22 protein-coding genes and 1 pseudogene are annotated in these 24,366 nt (G+C 48.9%); 13 read left to right on the plus strand and 10 right to left on the minus strand.

What is annotated here, in order from left to right; translation table 11 throughout:
• Positions 1–90 precede the first annotated feature (90 nt).
• Both pyk and JC793_RS08980 read right to left on the minus strand, forming a co-directional pair.
• The gene (gene pyk, locus JC793_RS08975; protein ID WP_218428226.1) at positions 91–1,533 is read right to left on the minus strand and encodes a pyruvate kinase; all 1,443 of its coding nucleotides are present in this window, start codon (positions 1,531–1,533) and stop codon (positions 91–93) included.
• A 253-nt stretch (positions 1,534–1,786) separates the two neighbouring features.
• Positions 1,787–2,636 (minus strand): annotated as a pseudogene (locus tag JC793_RS08980) (MurR/RpiR family transcriptional regulator).
• Positions 2,637–2,966: 330 nt separating this feature from the next.
• Between JC793_RS08980 and zwf the strand changes: the two are divergent.
• From zwf to msrQ, 10 genes are all read left to right on the plus strand, one after another.
• Positions 2,967–4,442, plus strand: a complete 1,476-nt coding sequence (gene zwf, locus JC793_RS08985; RefSeq protein ID WP_166707716.1) for a glucose-6-phosphate dehydrogenase — start codon at positions 2,967–2,969, stop codon at positions 4,440–4,442.
• A 507-nt stretch (positions 4,443–4,949) separates the two neighbouring features.
• Positions 4,950–5,339, plus strand: coding sequence for a multidrug/spermidine efflux SMR transporter subunit MdtJ (gene mdtJ / locus JC793_RS08990; RefSeq protein ID WP_166707717.1), 390 nt, complete (start codon positions 4,950–4,952; stop codon positions 5,337–5,339).
• Position 5,340: 1 nt separating this feature from the next.
• A complete protein-coding gene (gene mdtI / locus JC793_RS08995; RefSeq protein WP_166707718.1) occupies positions 5,341–5,673 on the plus strand; it encodes a multidrug/spermidine efflux SMR transporter subunit MdtI in 333 nt (110 codons plus the stop codon).
• A gap of 324 nt (positions 5,674–5,997) precedes the next feature.
• Positions 5,998–7,197: a PfkB family carbohydrate kinase gene (locus tag JC793_RS09000; RefSeq protein ID WP_166707719.1), complete on the plus strand. Its 1,200-nt coding sequence runs from the start codon at positions 5,998–6,000 to the stop codon at positions 7,195–7,197.
• A gap of 55 nt (positions 7,198–7,252) precedes the next feature.
• Entirely contained in the window at positions 7,253–8,446 is a 1,194-nt protein-coding gene (locus JC793_RS09005; RefSeq protein WP_107679069.1) for a NupC/NupG family nucleoside CNT transporter, read from the plus strand.
• 50 nt (positions 8,447–8,496) lie between these two features.
• Positions 8,497–9,429 carry a nucleoside hydrolase gene (locus JC793_RS09010; RefSeq protein ID WP_218428228.1) on the plus strand — a complete coding sequence of 311 codons (933 nt, stop codon included), beginning with the start codon at positions 8,497–8,499 and terminating at the stop codon, positions 9,427–9,429.
• A 118-nt stretch (positions 9,430–9,547) separates the two neighbouring features.
• Positions 9,548–10,216, plus strand: a complete 669-nt coding sequence (locus JC793_RS09015) for a heavy metal response regulator transcription factor (RefSeq protein ID WP_214095261.1) — start codon at positions 9,548–9,550, stop codon at positions 10,214–10,216.
• Positions 10,213–11,589, plus strand: coding sequence for an ATP-binding protein (locus JC793_RS09020; RefSeq protein WP_218428230.1), 1,377 nt, complete (start codon positions 10,213–10,215; stop codon positions 11,587–11,589). The genes JC793_RS09015 and JC793_RS09020 overlap by 4 nt, the downstream gene beginning before the upstream one ends.
• Positions 11,590–11,685: 96 nt before the next feature.
• A complete protein-coding gene (msrP, locus tag JC793_RS09025; RefSeq protein WP_046892197.1) occupies positions 11,686–12,690 on the plus strand; it encodes a protein-methionine-sulfoxide reductase catalytic subunit MsrP in 1,005 nt (334 codons plus the stop codon).
• Positions 12,690–13,304: a protein-methionine-sulfoxide reductase heme-binding subunit MsrQ gene (msrQ, locus tag JC793_RS09030; protein ID WP_218428232.1), complete on the plus strand. Its 615-nt coding sequence runs from the start codon at positions 12,690–12,692 to the stop codon at positions 13,302–13,304. The genes msrP and msrQ overlap by 1 nt, the downstream gene beginning before the upstream one ends.
• A gap of 27 nt (positions 13,305–13,331) precedes the next feature.
• Here msrQ and JC793_RS09035 read toward each other — a convergent pair whose 3' ends face one another.
• Entirely contained in the window at positions 13,332–14,189 is an 858-nt protein-coding gene (locus JC793_RS09035) for a hypothetical protein (protein ID WP_218428233.1), read from the minus strand.
• 282 nt (positions 14,190–14,471) lie between these two features.
• Between JC793_RS09035 and JC793_RS09040 the strand changes: the two genes are divergently transcribed.
• Positions 14,472–14,762, plus strand: a complete 291-nt coding sequence (locus JC793_RS09040) for a hypothetical protein (protein WP_166708966.1) — start codon at positions 14,472–14,474, stop codon at positions 14,760–14,762.
• Between the two features lie 184 nt (positions 14,763–14,946).
• Here JC793_RS09040 and lsrG read toward each other — a convergent pair whose 3' ends face one another.
• The 6 genes from lsrG to lsrA all read right to left on the minus strand — a co-directional run bounded on the left by lsrG (position 14,947) and on the right by lsrA (position 20,816).
• On the minus strand, positions 14,947–15,246 hold the full coding sequence (gene lsrG / locus JC793_RS09045) for a (4S)-4-hydroxy-5-phosphonooxypentane-2,3-dione isomerase (protein ID WP_004239424.1): 300 nt from the start codon (positions 15,244–15,246) through the stop codon (positions 14,947–14,949).
• A 3-nt stretch (positions 15,247–15,249) separates the two neighbouring features.
• Positions 15,250–16,131: a 3-hydroxy-5-phosphonooxypentane-2,4-dione thiolase gene (gene lsrF, locus JC793_RS09050; protein ID WP_218428235.1), complete on the minus strand. Its 882-nt coding sequence runs from the start codon at positions 16,129–16,131 to the stop codon at positions 15,250–15,252.
• Positions 16,132–16,196: 65 nt separating this feature from the next.
• On the minus strand, positions 16,197–17,213 hold the full coding sequence (gene lsrB, locus JC793_RS09055) for an autoinducer 2 ABC transporter substrate-binding protein LsrB (RefSeq protein WP_107679167.1): 1,017 nt from the start codon (positions 17,211–17,213) through the stop codon (positions 16,197–16,199).
• 41 nt (positions 17,214–17,254) lie between these two features.
• Complete coding sequence (gene lsrD, locus JC793_RS09060; RefSeq protein WP_107679076.1) at positions 17,255–18,259, minus strand: autoinducer 2 ABC transporter permease LsrD; 1,005 nt, start codon at positions 18,257–18,259, stop codon at positions 17,255–17,257.
• Positions 18,256–19,260 carry an autoinducer 2 ABC transporter permease LsrC gene (lsrC, locus tag JC793_RS09065; protein WP_046892191.1) on the minus strand — a complete coding sequence of 335 codons (1,005 nt, stop codon included), beginning with the start codon at positions 19,258–19,260 and terminating at the stop codon, positions 18,256–18,258. Before lsrC ends, lsrD begins: the two co-directional genes overlap by 4 nt.
• Positions 19,254–20,816, minus strand: a complete 1,563-nt coding sequence (gene lsrA, locus JC793_RS09070) for an autoinducer 2 ABC transporter ATP-binding protein LsrA (RefSeq protein ID WP_107679078.1) — start codon at positions 20,814–20,816, stop codon at positions 19,254–19,256. Before lsrA ends, lsrC begins: the two co-directional genes overlap by 7 nt.
• A gap of 307 nt (positions 20,817–21,123) precedes the next feature.
• On the opposite strand from lsrA, the gene lsrR reads away from it, so the two are divergent.
• Entirely contained in the window at positions 21,124–22,074 is a 951-nt protein-coding gene (gene lsrR / locus JC793_RS09075; RefSeq protein ID WP_046892655.1) for a transcriptional regulator LsrR, read from the plus strand.
• Positions 22,075–22,176: 102 nt separating this feature from the next.
• The gene (gene lsrK, locus JC793_RS09080; protein ID WP_182107907.1) at positions 22,177–23,772 is read left to right on the plus strand and encodes an autoinducer-2 kinase; all 1,596 of its coding nucleotides are present in this window, start codon (positions 22,177–22,179) and stop codon (positions 23,770–23,772) included.
• Between the two features lie 167 nt (positions 23,773–23,939).
• Here lsrK and JC793_RS09085 read toward each other — a convergent pair whose 3' ends face one another.
• Positions 23,940–24,284, minus strand: coding sequence for a RidA family protein (locus JC793_RS09085; protein ID WP_004237501.1), 345 nt, complete (start codon positions 24,282–24,284; stop codon positions 23,940–23,942).
• Between the last annotated feature and the right edge of the window lie 82 nt (positions 24,285–24,366).

Below are 24,366 nucleotides of genomic sequence, written 5' to 3' on the forward strand. Positions count from 1 at the left end.
CCCATACCAAAATTAAACCATTGGATAGCAAGAAACTAAAAAAAAACCGCCCATCACCAGACAGGCGGTTTCAGTTTTGTCTGAAGAAAATTACTTCACTTCAAGAATACGGCTGGTATTGGTGCTGCCGACCAGGCCCATCTGGTCGCCCTGGGTGACCATAACCAGGTCGCCGGTGCACAGATAGCCTTTTTCTTTCAGGCGGCTGATAGCTTCAGTGACCGCAGCCAGGCCATCGGTGTGGGTGCTGCAGAATACCGGGGTGACACCACGGTACAGTGAGCACTGATTCAGAGTTTTTTCATGGCGGGACATGGCGAAGATCGGCAGGCCGGAGCTGATGCGGGACATCATACGCGCGGTACGGCCGGATTCGGTCATGGCAATAATCGCTTTCACGCCGTTAAGGTGGTTTGCTGCGTACATGGTGGACATCGCAATCGCTTCTTCCGGATTGTCGAAGGTCATATCCAGACGGTGTTTGGAGATATTCACATTCGGCATTTTCTCCGCACCCAGACAAACCCGCGCCATGGCTTCCACCGTTTCAGCAGGATACTGACCGGCCGCGGTTTCCGCAGAGAGCATCACCGCATCCGTACCGTCGAGCACGGCGTTTGCCACGTCCATGACTTCCGCACGGGTCGGCATCGGATTAGTGATCATAGATTCCATCATCTGGGTTGCTGTGATCACGACACGATTCAGTTGACGACTACGACGAATCAGCTTTTTCTGGACGCCGACCAGCTCCGGATCACCGATTTCCACACCGAGGTCACCACGTGCAACCATCACCACATCAGATGCGAGAATGATTTCATCCATAACCTGGTCAGTGGCGACGGCTTCTGCGCGTTCCACTTTGGAGACAATCATTGCCTCACAACCGGCATCGCGGGCGAGACGGCGGGCGTAGTGCAGATCTTCCGCGCTGCGCGGGAAGGAAACTGCAAGGTAATCAACATTAATACGGGCGGCTGTTTTGATATCTTCTTTATCTTTTTCTGTCAGCGCGTCGGCAGACAATCCGCCGCCGAGTTTGTTGATACCTTTATTATTGGACAGCAAACCACCGACGGTGACTTCTGTCATGATTTTGGTGCCTTTAACATCCAGGACTTTCAGCTGCACGCGGCCATCATCGAGTAACAGGATGTCATCTGCCACCACATCTTCCGGCAGCTTTTTATAGTCGATCCCGACGTGTTCACTGGTGCCTTCGCCTTTGCCCAGTTCCGCATCCAGAACAAATTTATCACCGACATTCAGCAGGACTTTATTATTTTTAAAGGTGGACACACGGATTTTCGGTCCCTGGAGATCACCAAGGATAGCGACCTGAACGCCGAGGCGGGCAGCGATTTCACGGACTTTATTCGCACGTTCAACGTGATCTTCCGGGCTGCCGTGAGAAAAGTTCATACGAACCACATTGGCACCGGCACGGATGATTTTTTCAAGGTTGTTATCGCGATCGGTGGCGGGACCCAGGGTCGTTACGATTTTCGTTCTTCTGAGGCGTATTGACATAAATTACTCCGTTGACCTGAATAAGGTGAAATGGTGTTGATAAAAAACTCCCTGCCGGGGAAATCCGTCCCGGCAGAAAAGTGTAAAATCGATTCACTCCTGTCTGATTATCGCGTATTTAAAATAAAAATCGAGTCAGCAAACGCAAAACAGTGAGTCAGACGTTATCCTACCATCCGTTATGTTACTAATTCGTGATGGTCATTACACCCGGCAGCAGTAAATGTGTCAAATTGACACAAATGGTTAAAAATCAACGGAGTTTGTCGATGCGGGAGTCTTTCAGGGCTTCTTTGACCCGGCGCAGGTTATCGCGGAATTTAGGGCCGCGGCGCAGGGTAAAACCGGTGGCAAGCACATCAATAATGGTCAGCTGCGCCAGGCGGGAGATCATCGGCATATAAATATCCGTGTCTTCCGGCACATTGAGAATGATGGTCAGTGAGGCTTCCGCAGCGAGCGGGGAGTTCTCGGAGGTGATGGCGATCACGGTGGCATCGTTTTCGCGGGCGATACGGGCTATCTCAACCAGGTTTTTGGTCCGGCCGGTATGAGAAATTAATACCACCACATCTCCCTCGGTACTGTTGATACAGCTCATGCGCTGCATTACCACGTCGTCAGAATAAATTACCGGGATATTGAAACGGAAAAACTTATTCATCGCGTCATGGGCTACTGCTGCAGAGGCACCCAGGCCGAAAAAAGCAATTTTCCGGGCCTGAGTCAGGCAATCCACGGCGCGGTTGATGGTCAGCATATCGAGGGTGCTTCTGACTGCATCCAGGCCGGCCATGGCGGATTCAAAGATTTTACCGGTGTATGCCTCAACCGAATCATTTTCATCCACATTGCGGCTGACATACGGTGTGCCGTTTGCCAGGCTTTGTGCCAGCAGCAGTTTAAAATCAGGAAAGCCTTTGGTATCCAGGCGGCGGCAGAACCGGTTAACGGTCGGTTCGCTGACATCCGCCATTTTGGCCAGTGTGGCTATGCTGGAATGAATAGCTATCTGCGGTGCGCCGAGGATCGTCTCTGCAACTTTTTTTTTCCGATTTACTCAGGTAATCCAGACTGTTACGGAGCCGGTCTAAAATATTCATGCCATCGTGCCTTTTATATTGATCTGTGTGACACACCGGCCACCTTCATTTTTTGAAAATATACTACGTAAGTCACGGTGATACAGAGGGGAAATCCCCCTGAAAGCGGCTTTTTTTTGAAAGTTTGACCGGTGTCTGATTTTCATTTCAGTAAGTTTGCATCAAAAAAGTAATTAAATTACAAAATTGCACCCGGAAAGCGCTGCCGTACAAGCCTGTCAGAATGTGCGGTGGCCCGCATTTATGTTTACTGGCCGGGCGCAAACGAGTACATTATTCGTTATCTCTGTAACAAAATTACAATCCCACAGCCACGAGGAGAGGTTTTCTATGGCGCTGACAGCAACGGCTCCCGCTTGTGATTTGGTCATTTTCGGTACCAAAGGCGACCTCGCACGCCGCAAGTTACTCCCGTCTTTATATCAGCTTGAAAAAGCGGGTAATATTCATCCGGACACCCGGATTATCGGTGCAGGCCGGGCGGACTGGTCCCGTGAGGCGTATCAGAAATTTGTTGAAGATGCGTTCAATACCTTCCTCAACGAAGAATTAGATCCGGAGTTATGGGATCGATTCAGTGCACGTCTGCTGTTCTGTAATCTCGATGTGAATGAGACCTCTCATTTCAAAAGCCTCGCCAATATTATTGCGGAAAACAAAAATACCGCTGTCTATTATTTCGCCATGCCGCCGGGAACGTTCAGCGCCATGTGCAAAGGGCTGGGCGAAGCGCATCTGAACAAAGAGCCGAGCCGTGTGGTGATGGAAAAACCGCTGGGTAATGATCTGGCCTCATCGCAGGCGATCAATACTGAAGTGGCGAAATATTTTAAAGAGAGCCAGATTTACCGTATCGACCATTATCTCGGCAAAGAAACCGTCCTGAACCTGCTGGCACTGCGTTTTGCCAACTCCCTGTTTGTGAATAACTGGGATAACCGCACCATCGACCACGTCCAGATCACGGTGGCGGAGGAAGTGGGGATTGAGGGGCGCTGGGGTTACTTTGATAAAGCGGGACAGATGCGGGATATGGTGCAGAGCCATCTGCTGCAAATCCTGACCATGATTGCCATGTCACCGCCGGATGATCTGACCAGCGACCGTATCCGCGATGAGAAAGTCAAAGTGCTGCGCTCGCTGCGGACGATTGATATTACGAATGTCCGCGAGAAAACAGTGCGCGGGCAGTATACCGGCGGGTTTGTTCACGGTGAAAAAGTGCCGGGTTATCTGGATGAAGAGGGCGCAAATACCGTCAGCCAGACAGAAACCTTCGTTGCTATCCGTGCTGATATCGACGACTGGCGCTGGTCAGGCGTGCCGTTCTATCTGCGTACCGGAAAACGGATGCCGTCAAAATGTTCGGAAGTGGTGGTTTATTTCAAACAACCGTCCCTGAATATTTTCAACGAAACCTATCAGCATCTGCCGCCGAATAAGCTGACTATCCGTCTGCAGCCGGATGAAGGTATTGATATCGAAGTGCTGAATAAAGCACCCGGACTGGATCACAAACACCGCCTGCAAACCACCAAACTGGATCTGAGTTTCTCGGAGACGTTTAACCAGACGCATATTGCGGATGCTTATGAGCGTCTGCTGCTGGAAGCCATGCGCGGTATTCAGGCGCTGTTTGTCCGTCGTGATGAGGTGGAGGAAGCCTGGAAATGGGTGGATTCTATTATGCACGCATGGGCGCTGGATAATGAACCACCGAAACCTTATCAGGCTGGCAGCTGGGGGCCAATTGCGTCTATCGCCATGATGGCCCGTGACGGTCACGCCTGGAACGAAGTGGAATAATTATCCATCTGCGGTATCAATAAAGGTAGTTAACCGGTTCAATATTTGCGTAATTATGACCATCTTCTGAATAAGAAGGTGGTCATTTTTTATAACTGTCTAAAAAATAAAATTATTTACTTAAAAATACCGCACGGCACCATTGCTGAAAACGGTTACTTGTGCTAAAAATAATATGAATATTAATAACCGGAGGATTCTTTCATTGTTGTCACCCGCCCGGGGACAGACAAAAGAATAAGACATCATGCAAAGCGACAGTAGTAGCAGGATTAAAATCCGACGTTCTACCCATGTACTTTTCCTTTCCGCTATCGTATCAAGCGAACACTACTGGTACGGCGAGTTATAGCTATTTCTCTTTTCGTCTGACGAACCAAGCGCACCTGCGTTTTTGGTCACATCGTTACATTTAACGTTTTCGTTTCGCGATAAACGCACTCAGTCACGCAAACTTTCTGTTTTGTGCTGATGACCTGTATGCGTTGTCCATCAGGAGAAATAACTATGATTTACTGGATGTTTTTAGGCTTAGCCATTATTACCGAAGTGATCGGTACCTTGTCGATGAAATACGCGAGTGTTTCCGGCGGCAGCGCGGGAATGATTGTGATGTATATCATGATTGCCTCCTCTTATATTCTGCTCTCCATGGCGGTGAAAAAAGTTGCTCTCGGAGTGGCTTATGCGCTGTGGGAAGGGATTGGTATCCTCTTCATTACCGCTTTCAGTGTAATGTGGTTCCATGAATCACTGTCACCACTGAAACTGGGTGGTCTGACGCTGTTAATTGCCGGGATCACGCTGATTAAATACGGCACCAAAAAAGTACAGAAAAAACAGCCTGCAGCCAAACCGGTTCGTACGCCGCTGAATGAGATGCTGAAAGGGGCGTAATATGTTACCGACATTTGAATGGTGGCATGGGGCATTTTTGCTGCTGGCCGTGGTACTGGAAATTCTGGCGAATATCCTGCTCAAAATGTCAAACGGCTTTAAACGTCCGTGGCTGGGTATTTTATCGCTGCTGGCGGTATTAGGCGCGTTCAGTTGTCTGGCACTGGCTGTCCGCGGTATCGAACTTTCTGTTGCGTATGCGCTGTGGGGGGCATTCGGTATTGTGGCAACCGTGGCCGCAGGCTGGATTTTGTTTAACCAGCGCCTGAATTACAAAGGCTGGGGCGGGATTATTCTGCTTCTGCTGGGAATGGTGATGATTAAGTTTGCCTGATTGTCACCGGCAATTAAGGATCCGCACGGCGATCCTGTTGTTATCTGAATCCGGAAATACATCTGTATTTCCGGATTTTTTATGTCAGTAAAAAATTACACCTTTTCAGACATCTTCAGTCATACTGTCAGATACGTATAATCACGTATCCATATCCTCATAACCAGATATACAGATTAATTTTCATTTCACTATTTATTTTACGGTTAAATTGTCAGGCTCTGATAAAAACGGACAGCAAATTGTCCGAATCCGGACAATAAACGTGACAGTGCAGACAGAATTATCGGGAGAAAACACTAATCTAAAAAAATGAGGAACTGTATGAAGAAAAAAAACAGTCTTGCCTTTATCCGGAATAAACTAATTAAAGATAATGTTGTTTATGTAAAAGAACTCAGTGCTCTGCTGCATGTTTCTGAAAGAACAATAAGGCGCTATATCGGTGAATTACAATTATCAGGTGTGGCAACCAAGTTTCATGGCGGTGTTAAATTACAGAAAAACAATCCGGAAGAGGTTATAAACAGAACAGTTAATGAAGCCAGGGTTTTTAATGTTGAATCTGTGAGTCAGGATAAGAGAAAGATAAGTGAAAATAAATGTCTGTTATATATCCTCGGATCATTTAATTTAGATGTGGTTACTGAAGTTGAACGATTTCCGTCTGTCGGCGAGACAGTCAGGGCAATATCAACCCGTTTTTATCCGGGAGGTAAAGGGGCTAATCAGGCTATTGCAGCATCAGAACTAAACAGTCATGTACATCTTTTTGTTAAAGTGGGCGATGATGCATTCGGTACGGATGCGGAAAAATACTTCAGTTCCACTAAGATAGGATCATATACTTTAATTAAGGATATTAAGACAAAAACCGGCAGCGCATTGGTGATGGTTGAAAGCCTTACCGGTAATAACAGCATTATTATTGATCAGGGGGCCAATGCCACGATAACGAAATCAGAAATATTATCAGATATTAACAACCTGAAGTCTGCAAAAATATTTCTTACTCAGCTTGAGAATAATATGGATATTACCCTTTTTGCTGTTGAGATGGCAAAAATGTGTGGTTGCTATGTCATTATTAATCCGGCGCCATATTCACAGGATATTATTCCGTATTTATCCTCGGTAGATTTATTAATACCTAACGGGACAGAAGCGGAACTTATATCAGGTATTAAAATCAGTAATCTGTATTCTGCAGAACAGGCTATAAGAGTAATACATGCTCTGGGCGTGAAAGAGATCATTATGACGCTTGGTGATAACGGTGCGCTGTATTTTAACGGTTCGGTGATGAAACATTACAACGCGATAAATGCGTCTGTGGTTGATACCAGCGGCGCCGGTGATGCTTTCACGGGGGCGCTGGCAGCCAGACTGGTCGAAGGCCGGAATATGGATGAGGCGGTGAAATTTGCAGTCGCGTACGCATCGCTGGCGGTTGAAAAAAAAGGTGCGTCGTCTATGCCGTCCGGGAGCAGTGTTGAAGTCAGACTGAAAAAGGAATGTATGTAAAGGAATATCACATAAATAATCCATACAACTAATATAAAAGATGACCGGGGTTTTTATGAAGTATTTAATTTTCATTATCAGCCTTATCGTAATTTTTATTGCAGCGGCTTCTGTCAGTTTTAAGGCCGGAGATATCAAACGAAAATGTGTTCCGATAATAGTATTGTTATTACTGGAAGGCGCGGTGGCTTATGCACTTCTGCATACCTCTGCCGGACTGGCAATACTTCATACTGCATCGGGTGGTATTGAGTATTTGATTTATCATGCTAACAAGGGGATAGATTTTGTATTCGGTGATATTACGGCTAAAAAACCCATAATATTTGTTATTGCCGCACTGATGCCGCTGGTATTTATTTGTGCTGTTATCGGGATCTTAAAATATTTTGGTATTCTCAGATTAATTATTATCACTATCGGCTATCTTATTAATAAAATAGCGAAAGTCGGCAAGCTTGAGTCCTTTTCCGCTGTCAGTGCTGTTGCGGTAGGTATGATGGCAGTTTATGTATCGATAAAAGAATATATACCCAATCTGACAAAACCGCAGATGTATACCATTGCGGCGTGTTCTTTATCAACAGTCGATATCGCAATATTGGGTGCTTATACACAAATGATATCACCGCAGTTTGTTATTATCGGTGTGTGCCTGAATTTTTTCAGTACATTTGTTATCGTTTCTGTTATTAATCCCGGTGACCCGGTCGATATTCCGGAGAATTTTTCCGGTGTGAACGATGAACGGCACAGCTTTTTTGAGGTGATAACCGAACATATGCAGGATGGTTTTAAACTTATCCTGGCGATAGTTCCTATTATTCTGGGGTTTATTGCGTTAATCAGTTTATTAAATGATGTGTTTTTACACATTGCAGGGATAAGTTTTCAGGGTATCCTCGGTTATATTTTTTCACCGCTTGCTTTTGTGCTGGGAGTGCCGTGGGAGGACAGCATCCGGCTCGGGCAGATTATTGCCACAAAGGTGCTGGCCAATGAATTTGTGGCAATGATTGACTATATAAAAATAGACGATCTCAGCCTGAGAACAGAAACTATTATGTCTGTTTTTCTGATTTCATTTGCGAATTTCGGCTCGGTGGGAATGATTATCGGCTGCGTTTCCGCGATTAGCAAAAAACACGGAAAAATAATAGCGGCAAATACGTTCCGGCTGATTATCGGCTCAACACTGGTCAGTTGCCTGTCAGCGACAATGGCCGGTATTTTTGCAGGACAGAGTTAAGACTGTATTGTCATTAAGTACATCATATGAGTGATCAGAGGAGAGGTTATATGACGAAAATTATTATGGATTGTGATCCGGGTGTGGATGATGCTATTGCGATTCTGCTTGCACTGGCTTCTCCTGAAATTGAGGTTCTGGGGATCACAACAGTGGCCGGTAACGTTGAGCCGGATAAGGTTTATGAAAACGCCCGCAGGATACTCGCACTTGTGTCGCGTCCGGATATACCACTGGCCAAAGGCTGCGGGCGTCCTCTGCTGGCACGGCGGGGAAACAAAACAGCCGTACACGGCAGCGACGGTCTGGCGGGCGTAACATTACCTGAATCCCCTTACCGTTATCCGGAAAAACACGCGGTGGATTTTATTATTGATACCGTGATGTCCAATCCCGGTGAAGTCACACTGTGCCCGACAGCTCCGCTGACCAATATTGCAATGGCAATGCTGAAAGAGCCGGGGCTCAGAGATAATGTGAAAGATATCGTTCTGATGGGAGGCGCAGCATTTCGCCGCGGAAATATCACGCCGGCCGCGGAATTTAATTTCTATGTCGACCCGCATGCGGCACATATCGTTTTTGACAGCGCAGAGCATATTACCATGCTGGGGCTGGATGTGACCCACAAAGCGGATATCCGGGCGGGGTTATGCCGGGAATTAGAGCAGGGCGGCGCTATTGCCGGAATCGCAGCAAAAATGGCGCGCGGATATGCGGAATTTGATCCTTTCCTGCATGATCCTTGTGTGATTGCGTATTTAATCCGCCCTGATATTTTTTCAGGGGTCAGCGGACATGTTGATATTGAATATGAGTCACGCAGGCTCTTTGGCTTCAGCCATGCAATTGTGCCGGATGTGCAGAGCGGTGCTGAAAAGCAGTGCCGTATCGATGAGCCTCATATTAATACCACGATCATCACTGATGTGCAGGCAGATGTGCTGATGTCGCTGATAGCGGAACGGATTCTGTCATTATAATCAGATAACGGGTCTGAGGTGCCACGTTCGGGCGTGGCACTGACCTGTTGTTTTTTTATGTCCGGAATTAAAATACACTGATGCAGGATGTACCAGAAAAAAATTCCGGATTATAAAAATGAAAATATTACTGATTGAAGATCATGAAAAAACCGGCAGCTGGGTTAAAAAAGGATTAGAGGAAGCCGGGTTTATTGTTGATATCACTGCGGATGGCCGGGATGGATTGTATCTCGCTCTGGAAAATAATTACCGGCTGGTTATTCTTGATATTATGTTGCCCGGTATGGATGGCTGGGAAGTGCTGAGAATATTGAGAACCTCCAAAATGGTACCGGTTATTTGTCTGACGGCCAGGGATGCGGTTGCTGACCGGGTAAAAGGACTGGAACTGGGAGCGAATGATTATCTGGTTAAACCGTTTTCATTCTCCGAATTACTGGCAAGAGTCCGGAATCAGCTGCGTACCTGTCAGCCTGATTCCAGGATGATTGAAATCGCCGATCTCAGCATTGATCTTACCTGTCATGATGTACAGCGGGCAGGACTGAAAATATCGCTGACACGTCAGGAATATTCTCTGTTGCTCTTTTTTGCGCTGCATTCCGGGGAGATCCTGCCCAGAACTCTGATTGCCGGTGAGGTGTGGGGAATGGATTTTGAGAGTGATACCAATATTGTCGATGTGGCTGTCCGGCGGCTCAGAAAAAAAATAGATGACGGTCATGATCGTAAATTAATTGAAACTGTCCGTGGTATGGGATACCGCCTGAACGGATCTGAATGATGAAAATACGCTCACTGAGATTTAAAATTGTCTCATTATTTATATTACTGATGGTGGCAAACGCCGGGTTTGTCACACTGATCCTTTATCACTCTCTGAAAAATGAACTTGCCTCAAAAGATGATGACATCCTGATTAACCGGGCCGATCAACTGGCTAAACTGATTGTCAGTGGTATTGATATTAAATCGTTGCCTGTTTATTTCCGGCGGATGATGGATATGCGGCAGGACGTTATTAAGATAACGGATGCTGATAATCGTGTGATTGTGGATACCAACCCGGAGATCATCCTGAATACCCGGGACAAACTTAATTATCCGGATAATCAGGAAACGCCTTCAATCTCATACCAAAATACCGATGATAACATGCCGGTTTCCGTGATTAATTTTGAGACTGAGGCCCCCGAAGGTAAGTTATATGTCACGCTGGCAAAGCGTTCTGTTGATCGCAGCAGTGTTTTACGCGGATATTTACAGCAAAGCCTGATTGTTTCCGTTATCGCTATCCTCCTGATGGTCGTCTTCAGTATATGGCTTATCCGCCGGGGATTGCAGGATATTGCACATCTCAGCCGGATCACTGCGAAAACAGACCTGCACTCTCTGGGACTGACAGTGGATATCAGCCGGTTACCGGATGAACTGAAAAGCCTGGGCGATTCACTGAATATCATGCGTTCACGGCTGAAAAATGATTTTGCCCGGCTGACACAACTTGCGGATGATTTAGCGCATGAATTAAGAACACCCATTAATGCCATTAAAATTCAGAATGAAATCACATTGCAAAAAACACGCACTGCGGATGAGTATGAAGCGATTATCGCCAGTAATACAGAAGAACTGGATAAACTGGCAAAAATAATACAAAACATTCTGTTTATCGCCAGAGCAGAGAATAAAAATATTATTCTGAAACGGGAGCCTGTCGTTGTTTCTGAGCTGGTTGAGGATATTTATGAATTACTGGCATTTTATGCGGATGAGAAAAGTATCCGGTTAATTAATAAAATACCGGATGTGACGGTGTCAGCAGACAGGGTCTTGCTGATGCAGATTATGATTAATGTGGTGTCAAACGCGATTAAATATTCATATAACAATACAGAGGTTATTGCTCTTGCGGAAAAAATTCATGGCAGCACCGTCATTTCAGTGATGAATGAAGGGGATGTTATTGAAAACAGTGAACAGGTCTTTACCCGTTTCTGGCGCGGAGATAATGCGAGAACGTCCGAAGGCAGCGGGTTGGGCTTATCGATTGTTCAGGCAATAACAGAACTGCATTCAGGTGAGGTCAGATTTGAACGTACCGGCTCATATAATACGGTAACCTTAATTTTCCCGGATATTCAGTCCCTTTCATGACAAATTTGTCATCGTCCTGTCAGCTTTAAATTCAGATTATGCGGTATAACAGTTACGGAATGTTATTACCGTGTTTTTTGAATACAGGGACTCATCATGAAAAAAATAATACGATCATCTGAGATTACACCGGAATCTGTATTTATGATGAAGCGCAGGAATCTGCTTAAGTTATTAGGTGCCGGTACTGCCGGATTAATGGTCAGCCCGTCAGTCAGCGCCGGTCTGTTTTCGTGGTTTTCCGGCGATGATAAGCCCGGAGTTCCGGAGACAATCTTAAAAGACCTCAGTTATACAAAACCTGAACAGTATCAGTCCGGCCTGGTATTAACGCCGGAAGATAAAGTGACCGGTTATAATAATTTCTATGAATTCGGCCTGAATAAATCGGACCCGGCTGAAAACGCACATACCCTGAAAACGGATGAATGGACACTGACGATTGAAGGGGAAGTTAACCGGCCTCTGGTATTAAATGCCGATGAGATCCGCCATAAATTTCAGGCCGAAGAGCGTATTTACCGGATGCGCTGTGTGGAAGCATGGTCAATGGTTATTCCGTGGGTCGGTTTTCCTCTGAGAGATTTATTATTATCAGCGGAACCGAACAGCAAAGCGAAATATGTTGCTTTTGAGACGGTGTATGCCCCGGAACAAATGCCCGGCCAAAAGAGCCGCTTTACCGGGGGCGGGCTTCAGTATCCGTATATTGAAGGGTTACGCCTGGATGAAGCGCTTCATCCTCTGACGCTGATGGCAACAGGTGTTTACGGAAAAGAACTGCCGAAACAAAATGGTGCGCCTGTCCGGCTGGTGGTGCCGTGGAAATATGGTTTTAAAGGCATAAAATCCATTGTTAAAATCCGCCTGACAGAATCTGTGCCGCCGACCACATGGAATCTTTCAGCACCCCGTGAATATGGTTTTTATGCCAATGTAAACCCGCAGGTTGATCATCCGCGCTGGTCGCAGGCCACAGAACGTTTTATCGGCTCCGGAGGGTTAGGCAGAACAACACGGCAACCGACATTACTGTTTAACGGTTATGCAGAAGACGTGGCGGAATTATATAAAGGGATGGATCTGCGGAGATATTTCTGATGATGAAATTATTCCGTTACCCGTTTGTTAATCTCTTTTTTCATCTGACGGCAATATTGCCGCTGGTATGGCTTATTTATGCTGTTAATTACGGGGCGCTGGGGGCGGATCCGGCAAAAGATATTCAGCATTTTACCGGTATTACAGCACTTCGTTTAGTGATTATTATCGCAGTGATACCGGTGATCGCTTTTTATTTTAAGATGAACAGTTTATATCAGGTGAGAAAATTACTCGGATTATGGTGTTTTTTCTGGGCAACGCTGCATCTGGCCAGTTATTTTTTTCTTGAAATAGGCGCAGAAAATACGGCACTCTTTTTCAGTGAGATAGTGTCCCGCTTTTATCTTAATCTCGGTGCGGCGGGCTGGTTCATTCTGTGTCTGATGGCGGTGACATCATCTGACCGGATACGCAGGTTATCAGGCCGGTGGTGGAAACGGATCCATAATCTGCTGTATCCGCTGCTGTTCATTGTGATTACGCACTATATTCTGGCAGCGAAGACTGATACACCTGAACCGGCCATTTACCTGGTACTGGTTATTCTGGCGTACTGTCACCGCCGGCAGCAGCGAAGTAAAGAACAGGCATTACCCGATAAAATCGGGTAATGCGATTATGTTAATTGTATTCTGCTGTTATTTATTACTGTAATACTCATAAGTGGTACGGAAAGGGACTTCACCGGCAGGTTCGCCGTTAATATGCCGGAGCCAGAGACCGGCGGTACAGTTCTGGTACGTATCCCATTCAGTACACTGAATATCATTACCGGTTACGATTCCGGTGGATTCCGTTCTTTCTGTCCCTTTATCCAGGCCACCTTTCTCATTGTAGGTGAAATTAAAGTCACTGAGAGGAATTGGTGTGGTGTAAATACGGGTCAGCCGGTCTGCTTTATCATAATCAAAATTCAGATTGTAGGATTTGGCGAGAATTTCACTGTTTATCAGAACCGAATGTATATTGCCATCGCGGTATTCCACGGTGCCTTTCTCGGTCATGATGGTACTGTTACCCTCGATAAAATTATCTGTCCGGTAGCCGGTGATAACCTGTTGTGCATCTTTGGACAGAAAAATCCGGCTGATAGTCGGGCGCGTTTTTTTTTTACCGATATAATCAGCAGAAAAGCGGTATTCCATACTGATCTCATCAGTAGTTTCCGCCCCGGTCACCCGTAAATCAAAGATCATATCGTATTGCATACTTCTGCGGGTGAAATCATAGTGAGTGATCTGCCCGCAGGGTGACAGTGTAATATTGCTGGCAGAAAAAATCTGAGTACCGCTGTCCTGCTGCCCGGCTGTTGTCATCATAGAGGTCGATTTTACCGGGCCGTTCAGATAAGAAAGCCCCATCATTCTCATATGATTAAGCCGGGTCTGTTCAGACATCGGTTTACAGTCCGTCTCTGCCGCATAAGACGGCGGGGCGAAAACAGCGGAAAATAGCGCCAAAGGCAGAACTGAACTGGTTACAGTGAGTTTTTTCATGATATCTCCGGAAAGCCCTGAATCCTGATTGATTTATCATCGATGGTAAGGGACTTATTCCGTTCAGGCAACCAGACAATAAGATAATCGGTGTTATTTATTCTGCTGTCTTAATGATACTCGTTGAAATAATCTTTTCAGGAGGCCGGGTTAACGTGTTTCAGTATTGTCCGGAAAAGAATCACCAGGTAAAATTATATATCAGCGGATTTGAACGTAATACTGCTGATAATATGCATGAGATGGCGGATGCATCATATTCATAATGAATGGTGTAAAATAATGATAAATTACAATGAAATGGTAAAAAATGAATCGATGGAAGATGTTATCCTGTTTCTGGTTGCCAGGCGTGAAAGCGGTCTTATTTACCCGGCAATAGATCGTTTTTTTTATCTTCATAATGGCCCGGATAAATATGAGGCGTGTAATATTATGATTCTCCGCGAAACGCACCGGCTTCTGAATGAAGAAAAAATAATGTGCGGAGGAGATAAAGGCGGCCATTATATGAAAGGACCGAAATGGATTGAGCCTGATTTTATGTCAGAAGGGAAATATGAGATAGATTAAAAAATACATGCTTGTTATTTTTGAATGCAACTGTGAGTACGCTTATTATATTTTATTAATCCGATTTCCGGAGAAGATAAAACAAATAAGATAAGTAACTATCCATAATAATAAAACAATGAATAATCAATACAAAAAAGTGACCGCCGTTATGCGGTCACTTAACGGAATAAAGACGGTACGCTTATTTCACTTCCGGCATCAGACCGATAAATACCGTTTTCTTACGCGGGCCGGTCATCAGGTCTTCCAGCTTTTCCACACACTGTAAATAGTGCGGGGTTTTCTTATGTGCCGCCACGGCCGCATCATCGGCATAGGCTTCATAGATATAAAAGCGGGTTTCCACTTCCGGGTCCTGTAACACATCAAAACGCAGGTTACCGGGCTCTTTTACCGATCCCAGATGATTTTCACGGAAAACGGCAATAAACTCGTCCACTTTGCCGGGTTTCACATTAATTTCCACTAATGTTACGTTCAAAATTTACCCCTTGTTCTTTTCGCTCAGGAACAGCTGATAAGCCTGTGCGGCACTTTCACCGCCATGCACAACGGCACGGATCGCTTTCATCATGGCAACCGGGTCTTCGGACTGGAAGATATTCCGGCCCATATCCACCCCGGATGCGCCCTGGTCAATGGCGCGGAAACACATATCGAGTGCTTCGTTTTCCGGCAGCTTTTTACCGCCCGCAATGACAATCGGTACCGGACAACCGGCAGTGATGCGCTCAAAACCTTCTTCAACAAAGTAGGTTTTGATGATATTGGCGCCCATCTCAGCAGCAATACGGCTGGCGAGAGAGAAATAACGCTGGTCACGCGCCATATCTTTACCCACCCCGGTTACCGCCATTACCGGCATACCGACACGCATCCCCGCATCCACCATTTTGATGATGTTTTTGATGGACTGGTGCTCATGCTCTGTTCCGATATACACCTGAGCTGCAACCGCGGACACATTCAGACGAACCGCGTCATCCATCGCTACCGCAACGGCTTCGTTGGAGAGCTCCGTCAGGATGGAGTTAGCGCCGGATGCCCGCAGAACAACCGGTTTATTGGTCGCGACCGGCACCTGTGAGCGCAGTATGCCGCGGGTACACATCAGCACATCAGTGTGTTCAAAGAGCGGGGCGATATTAATATCAATCCGCTCAAGGCCGGTGGTCGGCCCCTGGAAATAGCCGTGGTCAAAGGCCAGCATGACCGTTTTATTGTCCTGCGGATTAAAAATACGGGCCAGACGCGACTGCATACCCCAATCCAGCGAACCGCAGCCTTTGAGGGTATAAAGGGTATTTTTTTGCGGCGTGTTAAGCCCGAAGTCTTTGCCGTCACGGATATCATCTAAATCAGCCATGGAATTCTCCCCTGGTTAAACAGGCGCGGAGGGGGTCCGCGCCACTGGTTAAATCAGCAACTACATCAGAAATCATAGTTGTTAATATTTTCTTTGGTGAAGATAACGCGCTCAGGCAGTACCACAATTCCGTTGCCTTTTGCTTCGTAGTCATAACCCTGAACACTGTTCGGGGAGACTTCGACTTCACCCACACCGTCGACGGTGATCTTATCGCCGACATTCAGTTCGCCTTTCTTCATCAGTGCATCAGCCACGGCGACAGAAATTTCGCCTTGTTTGACCACATCCCATAACGCGAACTGGTTAACTGTGCCGCGTTCCACATACGGACGCATCACGTTCGGGGTACTGAACCCGACAACCGCCACATCATTGCGCTTCAGGTTCTCTTTGGCCTGTGCCGCCGCCGGCAGAGCGTTGGCGTCCGGTGCGATAATCACATCCAGATCACTCCAGGCATTGAGAATACCTTCTGCTGTCTGTAAGGATTTGGTGGCATCGTTATAACCGTATTGAGTGGTAACCACTTCCCAGCCCGGATGCTCAGCTTCGATTTTCGCTTTTGCTTCTTTGACCCACTGGTTCTGGTCTGTCACCGTCGGGCTGGAATAGAAGAAGGCCACTTTGGCTTTTTCTTTTTTCACCTGATCCGCGGCCATATCCACCAGAATGCTGCCGAGCTGTTTTGGTGTGCCCTGGTCAATATAAATGGAACGGCACTCCGGGTTGGTATCGGAATCCCAGGTCAGCACTTTCACGCCGCGCTGCATAGCTCGCTTCAGGGACGGGCATAATCCGTCCGGCGAGACAGCGGAGACAATAATCGCGTCATAACCGCGGTTAACAAAGTTGTTGATCAGCTGTACCTGACCGGACACACTCGGCTCGGTCGGGCCGTCATAGGTGACATCGATACCGAGTTTTTTCCCGGCTTCCACAGCACCCTGGCCGCCGCTGGTAAAGAAGCCGACACCGACAAGTTTAGGAATAAAGGCGACTTTTTCTGCTGCATTCGCCCAGGAAACACATGCGAGACTTAATGCAGTGGCGAGCGCCAGTTTTTTCATGATGGGTTTCATGGTTTTCTCCATTTCGTCAAATCTGTGATAACAAACGTGTTTTACTCTGATACGAATTGCCTGTTGCGTTTACGCGCCCACCAGCCAAGGATGTGATGTCGGTGTAAAGAAACGGAACGACCAACAACGGCAACAATAAGCAGCGCACCCGAAAGTGCACTGGAGACCTGATTCGGTACGCCGATCATCTGCAATCCCTGCTGTAAAAAGCCGATCAGCAAAACAGCCAGCGCGGTGCCTAATACAGAGCCGGAACCGCCGTAAATATTGGCGCCACCCAGAACAACAGCGGTGATCGCAGGCATCAGGAACGATGCCCCGAGATCCGCACGGGCAGAGCCGAAATAGGACACTAAAATGACGGACGCGAGTGCAGCGGAGACGCCGACCATCGCATACAGCAGACAAATAGTGCGTGTCACCGGGAACGCGCTGTAACGGGCGACACGGGCATTCTGTCCGATTAAAAAGACATTGCGGCCCGGATGGGTGCGGTGCAGATAAAACCAGAACACCAGCACACACAGGGCAAAAATAATCAGCGGCAGCGGAATACCTAACAGGTCGAGATTGGCAAAGTCAGTAAAGGCCATCGGGAAGCCGCCGATACCTTCAAAACCGGTCGCGCCGGATAACCCGGAGAGCAGCAGGGCGCAGCCGCCGAACAGATACATGGTGCCGAGTGTAATCACCAGCGGGTTAACACCGGTAAACAGGATCAGCAGCGCGTTAATCAGACCGCACAATGCGCCGGTCAGAAGAGTCAGCGGGATCGCGGCAATCATCGGCACACCCGCCTGATTGAGTATGCCGAGCACAATGGCCGTCAGCCCGATGGTGGAGCCGAAGGAGATATCCATACCGCCGCTGACAATCACCAGCGTCAGCGGCAGTGCGACCAGGCCGATACAGATAAAGTCACTGGTACTGAACAGCAGTACATTGACATCCAGCAGACGCGGGTTACCCATACCGAATAACAGGATTTCCAGAACTATCAGCAGCGCGAGAGCAATTTCCCAGCCGTAACGTTTGGTGATACTCATTTTTTCGCCTCCTGCTGCGCGGAAGGATTAAGGAACCGTGCATAGCGCTGGGCGCGGAGGTTTTTCTCCAGTGCCACACGCAGACGACCGTCAAAGACCAGAACAGCGAGTAATACAAATCCGGCGATAAAGTCATTCCACCAGGCCGGCAGTTTAAGCAGCACCAGCACGCTGTCGATTTGAGTCATAAAGTAAGCACCGAGGATAGCACCCGCAATAGTTCCGGTTCCGCCGAGCAGGCTGATCCCGCCCAGCACACAGGCGGCGATGGCTTTCATTTCCAGGCCGTTACCGGTCTGATTCGGAATAAAGCCGATTTGTGAGGCGAACACAATTCCCGCGAGCGCCGCCATCATGCCGTTTACCGAGAAGGCAATGATGCGGGTACGGTCAACCGGAACACCCAACTGGCGTGCACCCTGCAAGTTATCGCCGGTGGCATAGAAACCGCGTCCGGCAGTGGTACGGGACAGGAACAGGGTCATCAGAATAATCAGCAGAATAATAAACCAGCCAATCGGTGACAGCCCGAGGAAGACCGGTTTTGACAGATCTTTCAGTTCTGCGGGTAAACCTTCAATCCATTTACCGCCGGTGAGTAACAGCATAATGCCGCGATACAGACCGAGAGTACCAAGGGTGGCAACAATGGCGGGTATCCGCAGCCAGGTGACCAGGATACCGTTGAACAACCCGGCCAGCAGCCCGGCGGCAACGGTCAGCAGGATCGCCACAGTGAGGGGCAGTCCGGCATTCAGTGAGATCCCGACAATCACCGCACATAACCCGGTGGTGGAGCCGACAGATACGTCAATATTACGGGTCAGCATCACCAGTGTGGCACCGATAGCCAGCAGCATCTGGATCTGGGCACTGCCGAAAATCATGGTGACGGTTTGCAGGCTGAAGTAGCGGGTTTCCATACCGCCGAGCAGCACAAACAGACAGAGGATGGCCAGCAGTGCGGTGACTTCACGGTTATTCTGAATATATTTCAGCATGATGCGGCCTCCTGTAACGGGCTGCTTTCTGTTTCTTTTTGCGGGCGGTGCTCACCGAACGCCATATGCATAATGGTGTCGGTATTCAGCTCGTCGTGCTGCAATTCCCCGGAGAACTCGCCCTGATGCATGACCAGTACGCGGTCAGCCAGCGCCACCACTTCATCGAGGTCAGAGGAAATCAGTAAAATCGCCACATTTTGCTGTGCGATGCTTTGTATCAGCTGATAAATATCATTACGGGCGCCGACATCGACCCCGCGCGTCGGTTCGTCAATAATCAGCAGTGACGGATTGGCTTCCAGGCATTTGGCAATCAGAATCTTTTGCTGATTACCGCCGGACAGCGTACGCACGATCTGTTGTCCGTCACTGAATTTGATATTGAGCGCGCGTCGGTAACGTTCGAGCAATGCATCATCACGCGAGCGGTTTACCAGCAGTCCCTGGTGGTTGTGTACCAGCGCACCGATATTCCAGGTGAGCGGGGCGTCAAGGAAAAGTCCGGAGGCCTGACGGTCTTCAGGTAAACAGACCAGCCCCCGGGTGAGGCGTTTTTCACTGCTGACACCGCGCAGATTTTCACCGTTGAGGAAAACCTCACCGGCGATCAGCGGGCGCAGCCCGTATAATGTTTCAGCGAGTTCGGTCCGGCCGGCGCCGACGACGCCGGCCAGTCCGACCACTTCCCCCGGGTTGACAACAAAACTGATATGACGGAATCCTTCGCCGCAGGCATTGCGGACGTCCAGCACCGGCGTATCATCCTGCGGATTATTACGGGTGGCAGACAGATCCAGCCAGAGCTTCTGTGTCTCTGACAGCGGCTTTTTCTTCGCTTCCGGCGTGATCGCCTGAATAATTTCATCTGTGGAAAATTGTTTTGCCGGACCGGCCAGGGCGATATTACCGTCGCGCATCACGCTGAGATAATCCGCAATCGCATGGATTTCCGGCAATTTATGAGAGATAAAGACAATCCCGACACCCTGTTGCTGTAATTCCCGCACCCGATCAAACAGGCGTTCGGTTTCAGCCGGGGTCAGCGAGGCGGTGGGTTCATCCAGGATCAGAATCCGGGAGTCACGCATCAGGCCGCGCATGATCTCCACCAGTTGCTGATCCGCCACATTCAGGCTGCCCGCCCGGGCACTGAGATCAAAATTACAGCGCAGTGATGTCAGCATCTGCTGTAATTTGGCTTTGCCCGCCTGATGTTTCGGCAGTCGGAACAAAATATTTTCCTGTACTGACAGATTCGGGAACAGCAGCGGCTCCTGCGGCACCAGATACAGTCCGAGCTGATGAGCTTTCGCCGGTGTCAGGTGCGATACCTCCTGACCTTCCAGCATCAGGGTGCCGGCATCAGGCTGTTCAATCCCTGCAATAATTTTCATCAGCGTGGATTTTCCCGCGCCGTTGCCGCCCAGCAATGCGTGAACCTGTCCCGGCAACAGTGTGAAATCGATGTGTTTAAGGACAACCACACCGGAGAACTGTTTGGCTATGCCGCGGGCGGTGAGCAGCGGCTGAATCGGGTGTTGCTTCTCTGACATAACGGCACCTCTGGTGTTATGGGTATTGCTGCCGGATGTTATGTGATGAAGAAAACATCAAAAATGAACATTTATAATTTATAAACACATTTGTTCATAAATGTAAGCCATAAAAATCAAATAAGACAATATTTCGGCCATATTTTGTGAAAAAATCAGATCTGCGTTAGAATTTGTTCAAAATTTTGGCCCGCACCTCTGGCAGATTTCTGTAAAAGGTGCTTATCTGTAAAAACGGAAAACAAAAGTTCACATGACAACAGTTTCAAAAAACACGAAAGCAGCCCCGGTAAGCTCCGTTTCTTCGATGGACTATGACGCCTCAGGACTTAGTATGAATGAAGAAGAGTTATTGGCCCGTATTGCCTGGTTTTATTACCACGATGGTCTCACACAGGGAGATATCGGGGATCTGCTCGGTCTGACACGGCTGAAAGTTTCGCGTTTGCTCGAAAAAGGACGTCAGTCCGGCGTCATCCGGGTACAGATAAATTCCCGGTTTGAAGGCTGCCTTGAACTTGAAGATATCCTGAAAAAAAGATTTTCGTTAAAACAAATTCGCATTCTCCCGGCGCTGAACGGCCCGGAGATCCACACCCGTCTCGGCGTGGCCGGTGCACATCTGCTGATGTCACAGCTTTCGCCCGGCCAGTTGCTGGCTGTCGGGTTCGGGGAAGCGGCAATGGCGACATTGCAGCATCTGAGCGGGTTTGTCTCTTCACAGCAGATCCGTCTGGTGACACTCTCCGGCGGTGTCGGACAGTATATGACCGGTATCGGCCAGCTGGATGCCAATTGTCCGGTCAGCATTATCCCGGCACCGCTGCGGGCATCGAATGCCGCGGTAGCCGCGACATTCCGGCAGGAACGCAGCGTGCAGGATGTGTTGATGGCGGCCAGCGCGGCGGATATCGCGGTGGTCGGCCTGGGCGCGGTGAATCAGAAACAGGATGCCACCATTATGCGTTCCGGCTATATCAGCAGTGGTGAACAGCTGATGCTGGCACGGCGGGGAGCGGTCGGGGATATTCTCGGCTACTTTATCGGCCGCGAAGGGGAACTGACAGAAGAGGTTGAGATGCACCGCGAACTTATCGGTATCACACCCGCAGAGCTGAAAAACATCCCGACAGTTGTCGGGGTGGCGGGCGGTGAGGAAAAAGCCGAGGTGATTGTGGCGGCACTGCTGGGGGGTTATATCAATTCCCTGGTAACGGACGAGCAGACGGCGCGGGTAATGCTGACATTATTAACCTGATGCATTATTAACCTTATGCACTGACTGCCCCGCAGACGAAAAATCACGCTGTATTTCATGGTGTAACGGTATCGGTCCAATTTAATTTGTGAGGATGGCGACATGAATCAGATTACGGGCAGCGGCTCATCAGAAAAATACCTGATGGCGCTGGATGCGGGAACAGGCAGTATCAGGGCCGTTATTTTTGATCTTCACGGTAACCAGATAGCGGTCGGGCAGGCGGAGTGGCGGCATAACGAGCTGCCGGATGTGCCGGGTTCGATGGAGTTTGATCTGCCGGTGAACTGGCAGCTGGCGTGCCATTGTATTGCGCTGGCACTGAAAAATGCCGGTTTACCCGCCTCCGCGATCGCCGGTGTGGCAGCCTGCTCGATGCGTGAGGGGATTGTGCTGTATGACCGCAACGGCGAACCGATCTGGGCCTGCGCCAACGTGGACGCGCGCTCAAGCCATGAAGTCAGTGAATTAAAAGAACTGTACGATAATACTTTTGAATATGATGTTTACCAGTGCTCAGGCCAAACCTTAGCCCTCGGTGCGATGCCGCGTTTGCTGTGGCTGGCACATCACCGGCCGGATATCTACCGGCAGGCGGGCACGCTCACGATGATCAGCGACTGGCTGGCCTGCAAACTGACCGGCGAGCTGGCCGTTGATCCCTCCAATGCCGGCACAACAGGGATGCTTGATCTGAAAACCCGCGACTGGCGGCCGGGGCTGCTGGAAATGGCCGGACTGCGTGCGGATATTCTTTCACCGGTCAAAGAAACCGGTACAGTACTGGGCTATATCACGGCAAACGCTGCCAGAGAATCCGGTCTGGCGGAAGGCACGCCGGTGGTGATGGGTGGCGGGGATGTTCAGCTGGGTTGTCTCGGGCTGGGCGTGGTCAGAGCCGGACAGACGGCAGTACTCGGCGGCACGTTCTGGCAGCAGGTGGTAAACCTGCCCGCACCGGTTACCGATCCGGATATGAATACCCGTATCAACCCGCATGTTATCCCCGGGATGGTGCAGGCGGAATCCATCAGTTTCTTTACCGGTCTGACTATGCGCTGGTTCCGTGATGCGTTCTGCGCTGAAGAAAAAATTATTGCCGAACGCCTCGGTGTGGACACTTACTCCTTACTGGAAGATATGGCGGCCCGTGTTCCCGCCGGTTCTCATGGCATCATGCCGATTTTTTCCGATGTGATGCGCTTTAAATCCTGGTATCACGCCGCGCCTTCCTTTATTAACCTCTCTATTGATGCGGAAAAGAGTAATAAGGCTTCGCTGTTCCGTGCACTTGAAGAGAACGCCGCGATCGTTTCCTCCCTGAACCTCGATCTGATTGCCAAATTCAGCGGCGTGAAAGCGGATTCACTGGTATTCGCGGGCGGCGGTTCGAAAGGCAAATTATGGAGTCAGATCCTGGCGGATGTTACCGGGGTGCCGGTACGGGTGCCGGTGGTCAAAGAAGCCACAGCACTGGGATGTGCGATCGCCGCCGGAGCGGGTGTCGGGTTATATGATGATATGGTGACGGCAGGTGAGCGTCTGGTGCAGTGGCAGCATGAGTATCAGCCAAATCCGGCGCACCGGGAGGTTTATGATAAGGCAAAACAGAACTGGCAGAAGGTGTATGCGGATCAGCTTACGCTGGTGGATTCCGGCCTGACGACATCGATGTGGAAGGCTCCGGGGCTGAAATAACCGGGGGTATTATCCGGCTCCGGAGAGTGCCGTTAACGGGCAAAAACGAAAAGTCGCTGTGAATACAGTCCCTGTACGCTCAGGCTCGCCATCCATGGCTCGCATGCTTTTCGTTTCCTTTGCCCGTTACCGGCTCAGTACCTGACCGGCAGTGCTTTTCTCAGCACTCAGACTGCTGCTATAACTTTAATTTCGACTTTATAATCCGGGTGCATCAGTGCCGCTTCCACGGTACAGCGAACCGGTGCACTGCCTTTCGCGACCCATGCATCCCAGGCGGTATTCATACCGGCAAAATCCGCTTTATCTGCGAGGAAAATGGTCGCATCGAGGATTTTGCTTTTATCTGAACCGGCGCGTGCCAGAATTTTATCAATTGCGTGCAGGGCACTGGTGGTCTGGGCGGTGATATCGCCGCTCAGATCTTCCGGAACACTGGTGTAATAAACGGTGTTGTTGTGTACTACCGCTTCAGACCAGCGGTCTTCCGGATCAATTCGCTGAATTGTCATTCTCTCTCCTGTAAATATATCCAGTTTCTTACACGGCAAGGTGGTGCTATTGCTCAAGCCTTGGCATAATTACCGCCTATTT

It is taken from the genome of Morganella morganii (assembly GCF_019242955.1).
Taxonomy (GTDB): domain Bacteria; phylum Pseudomonadota; class Gammaproteobacteria; order Enterobacterales; family Enterobacteriaceae; genus Morganella; species Morganella sibonii.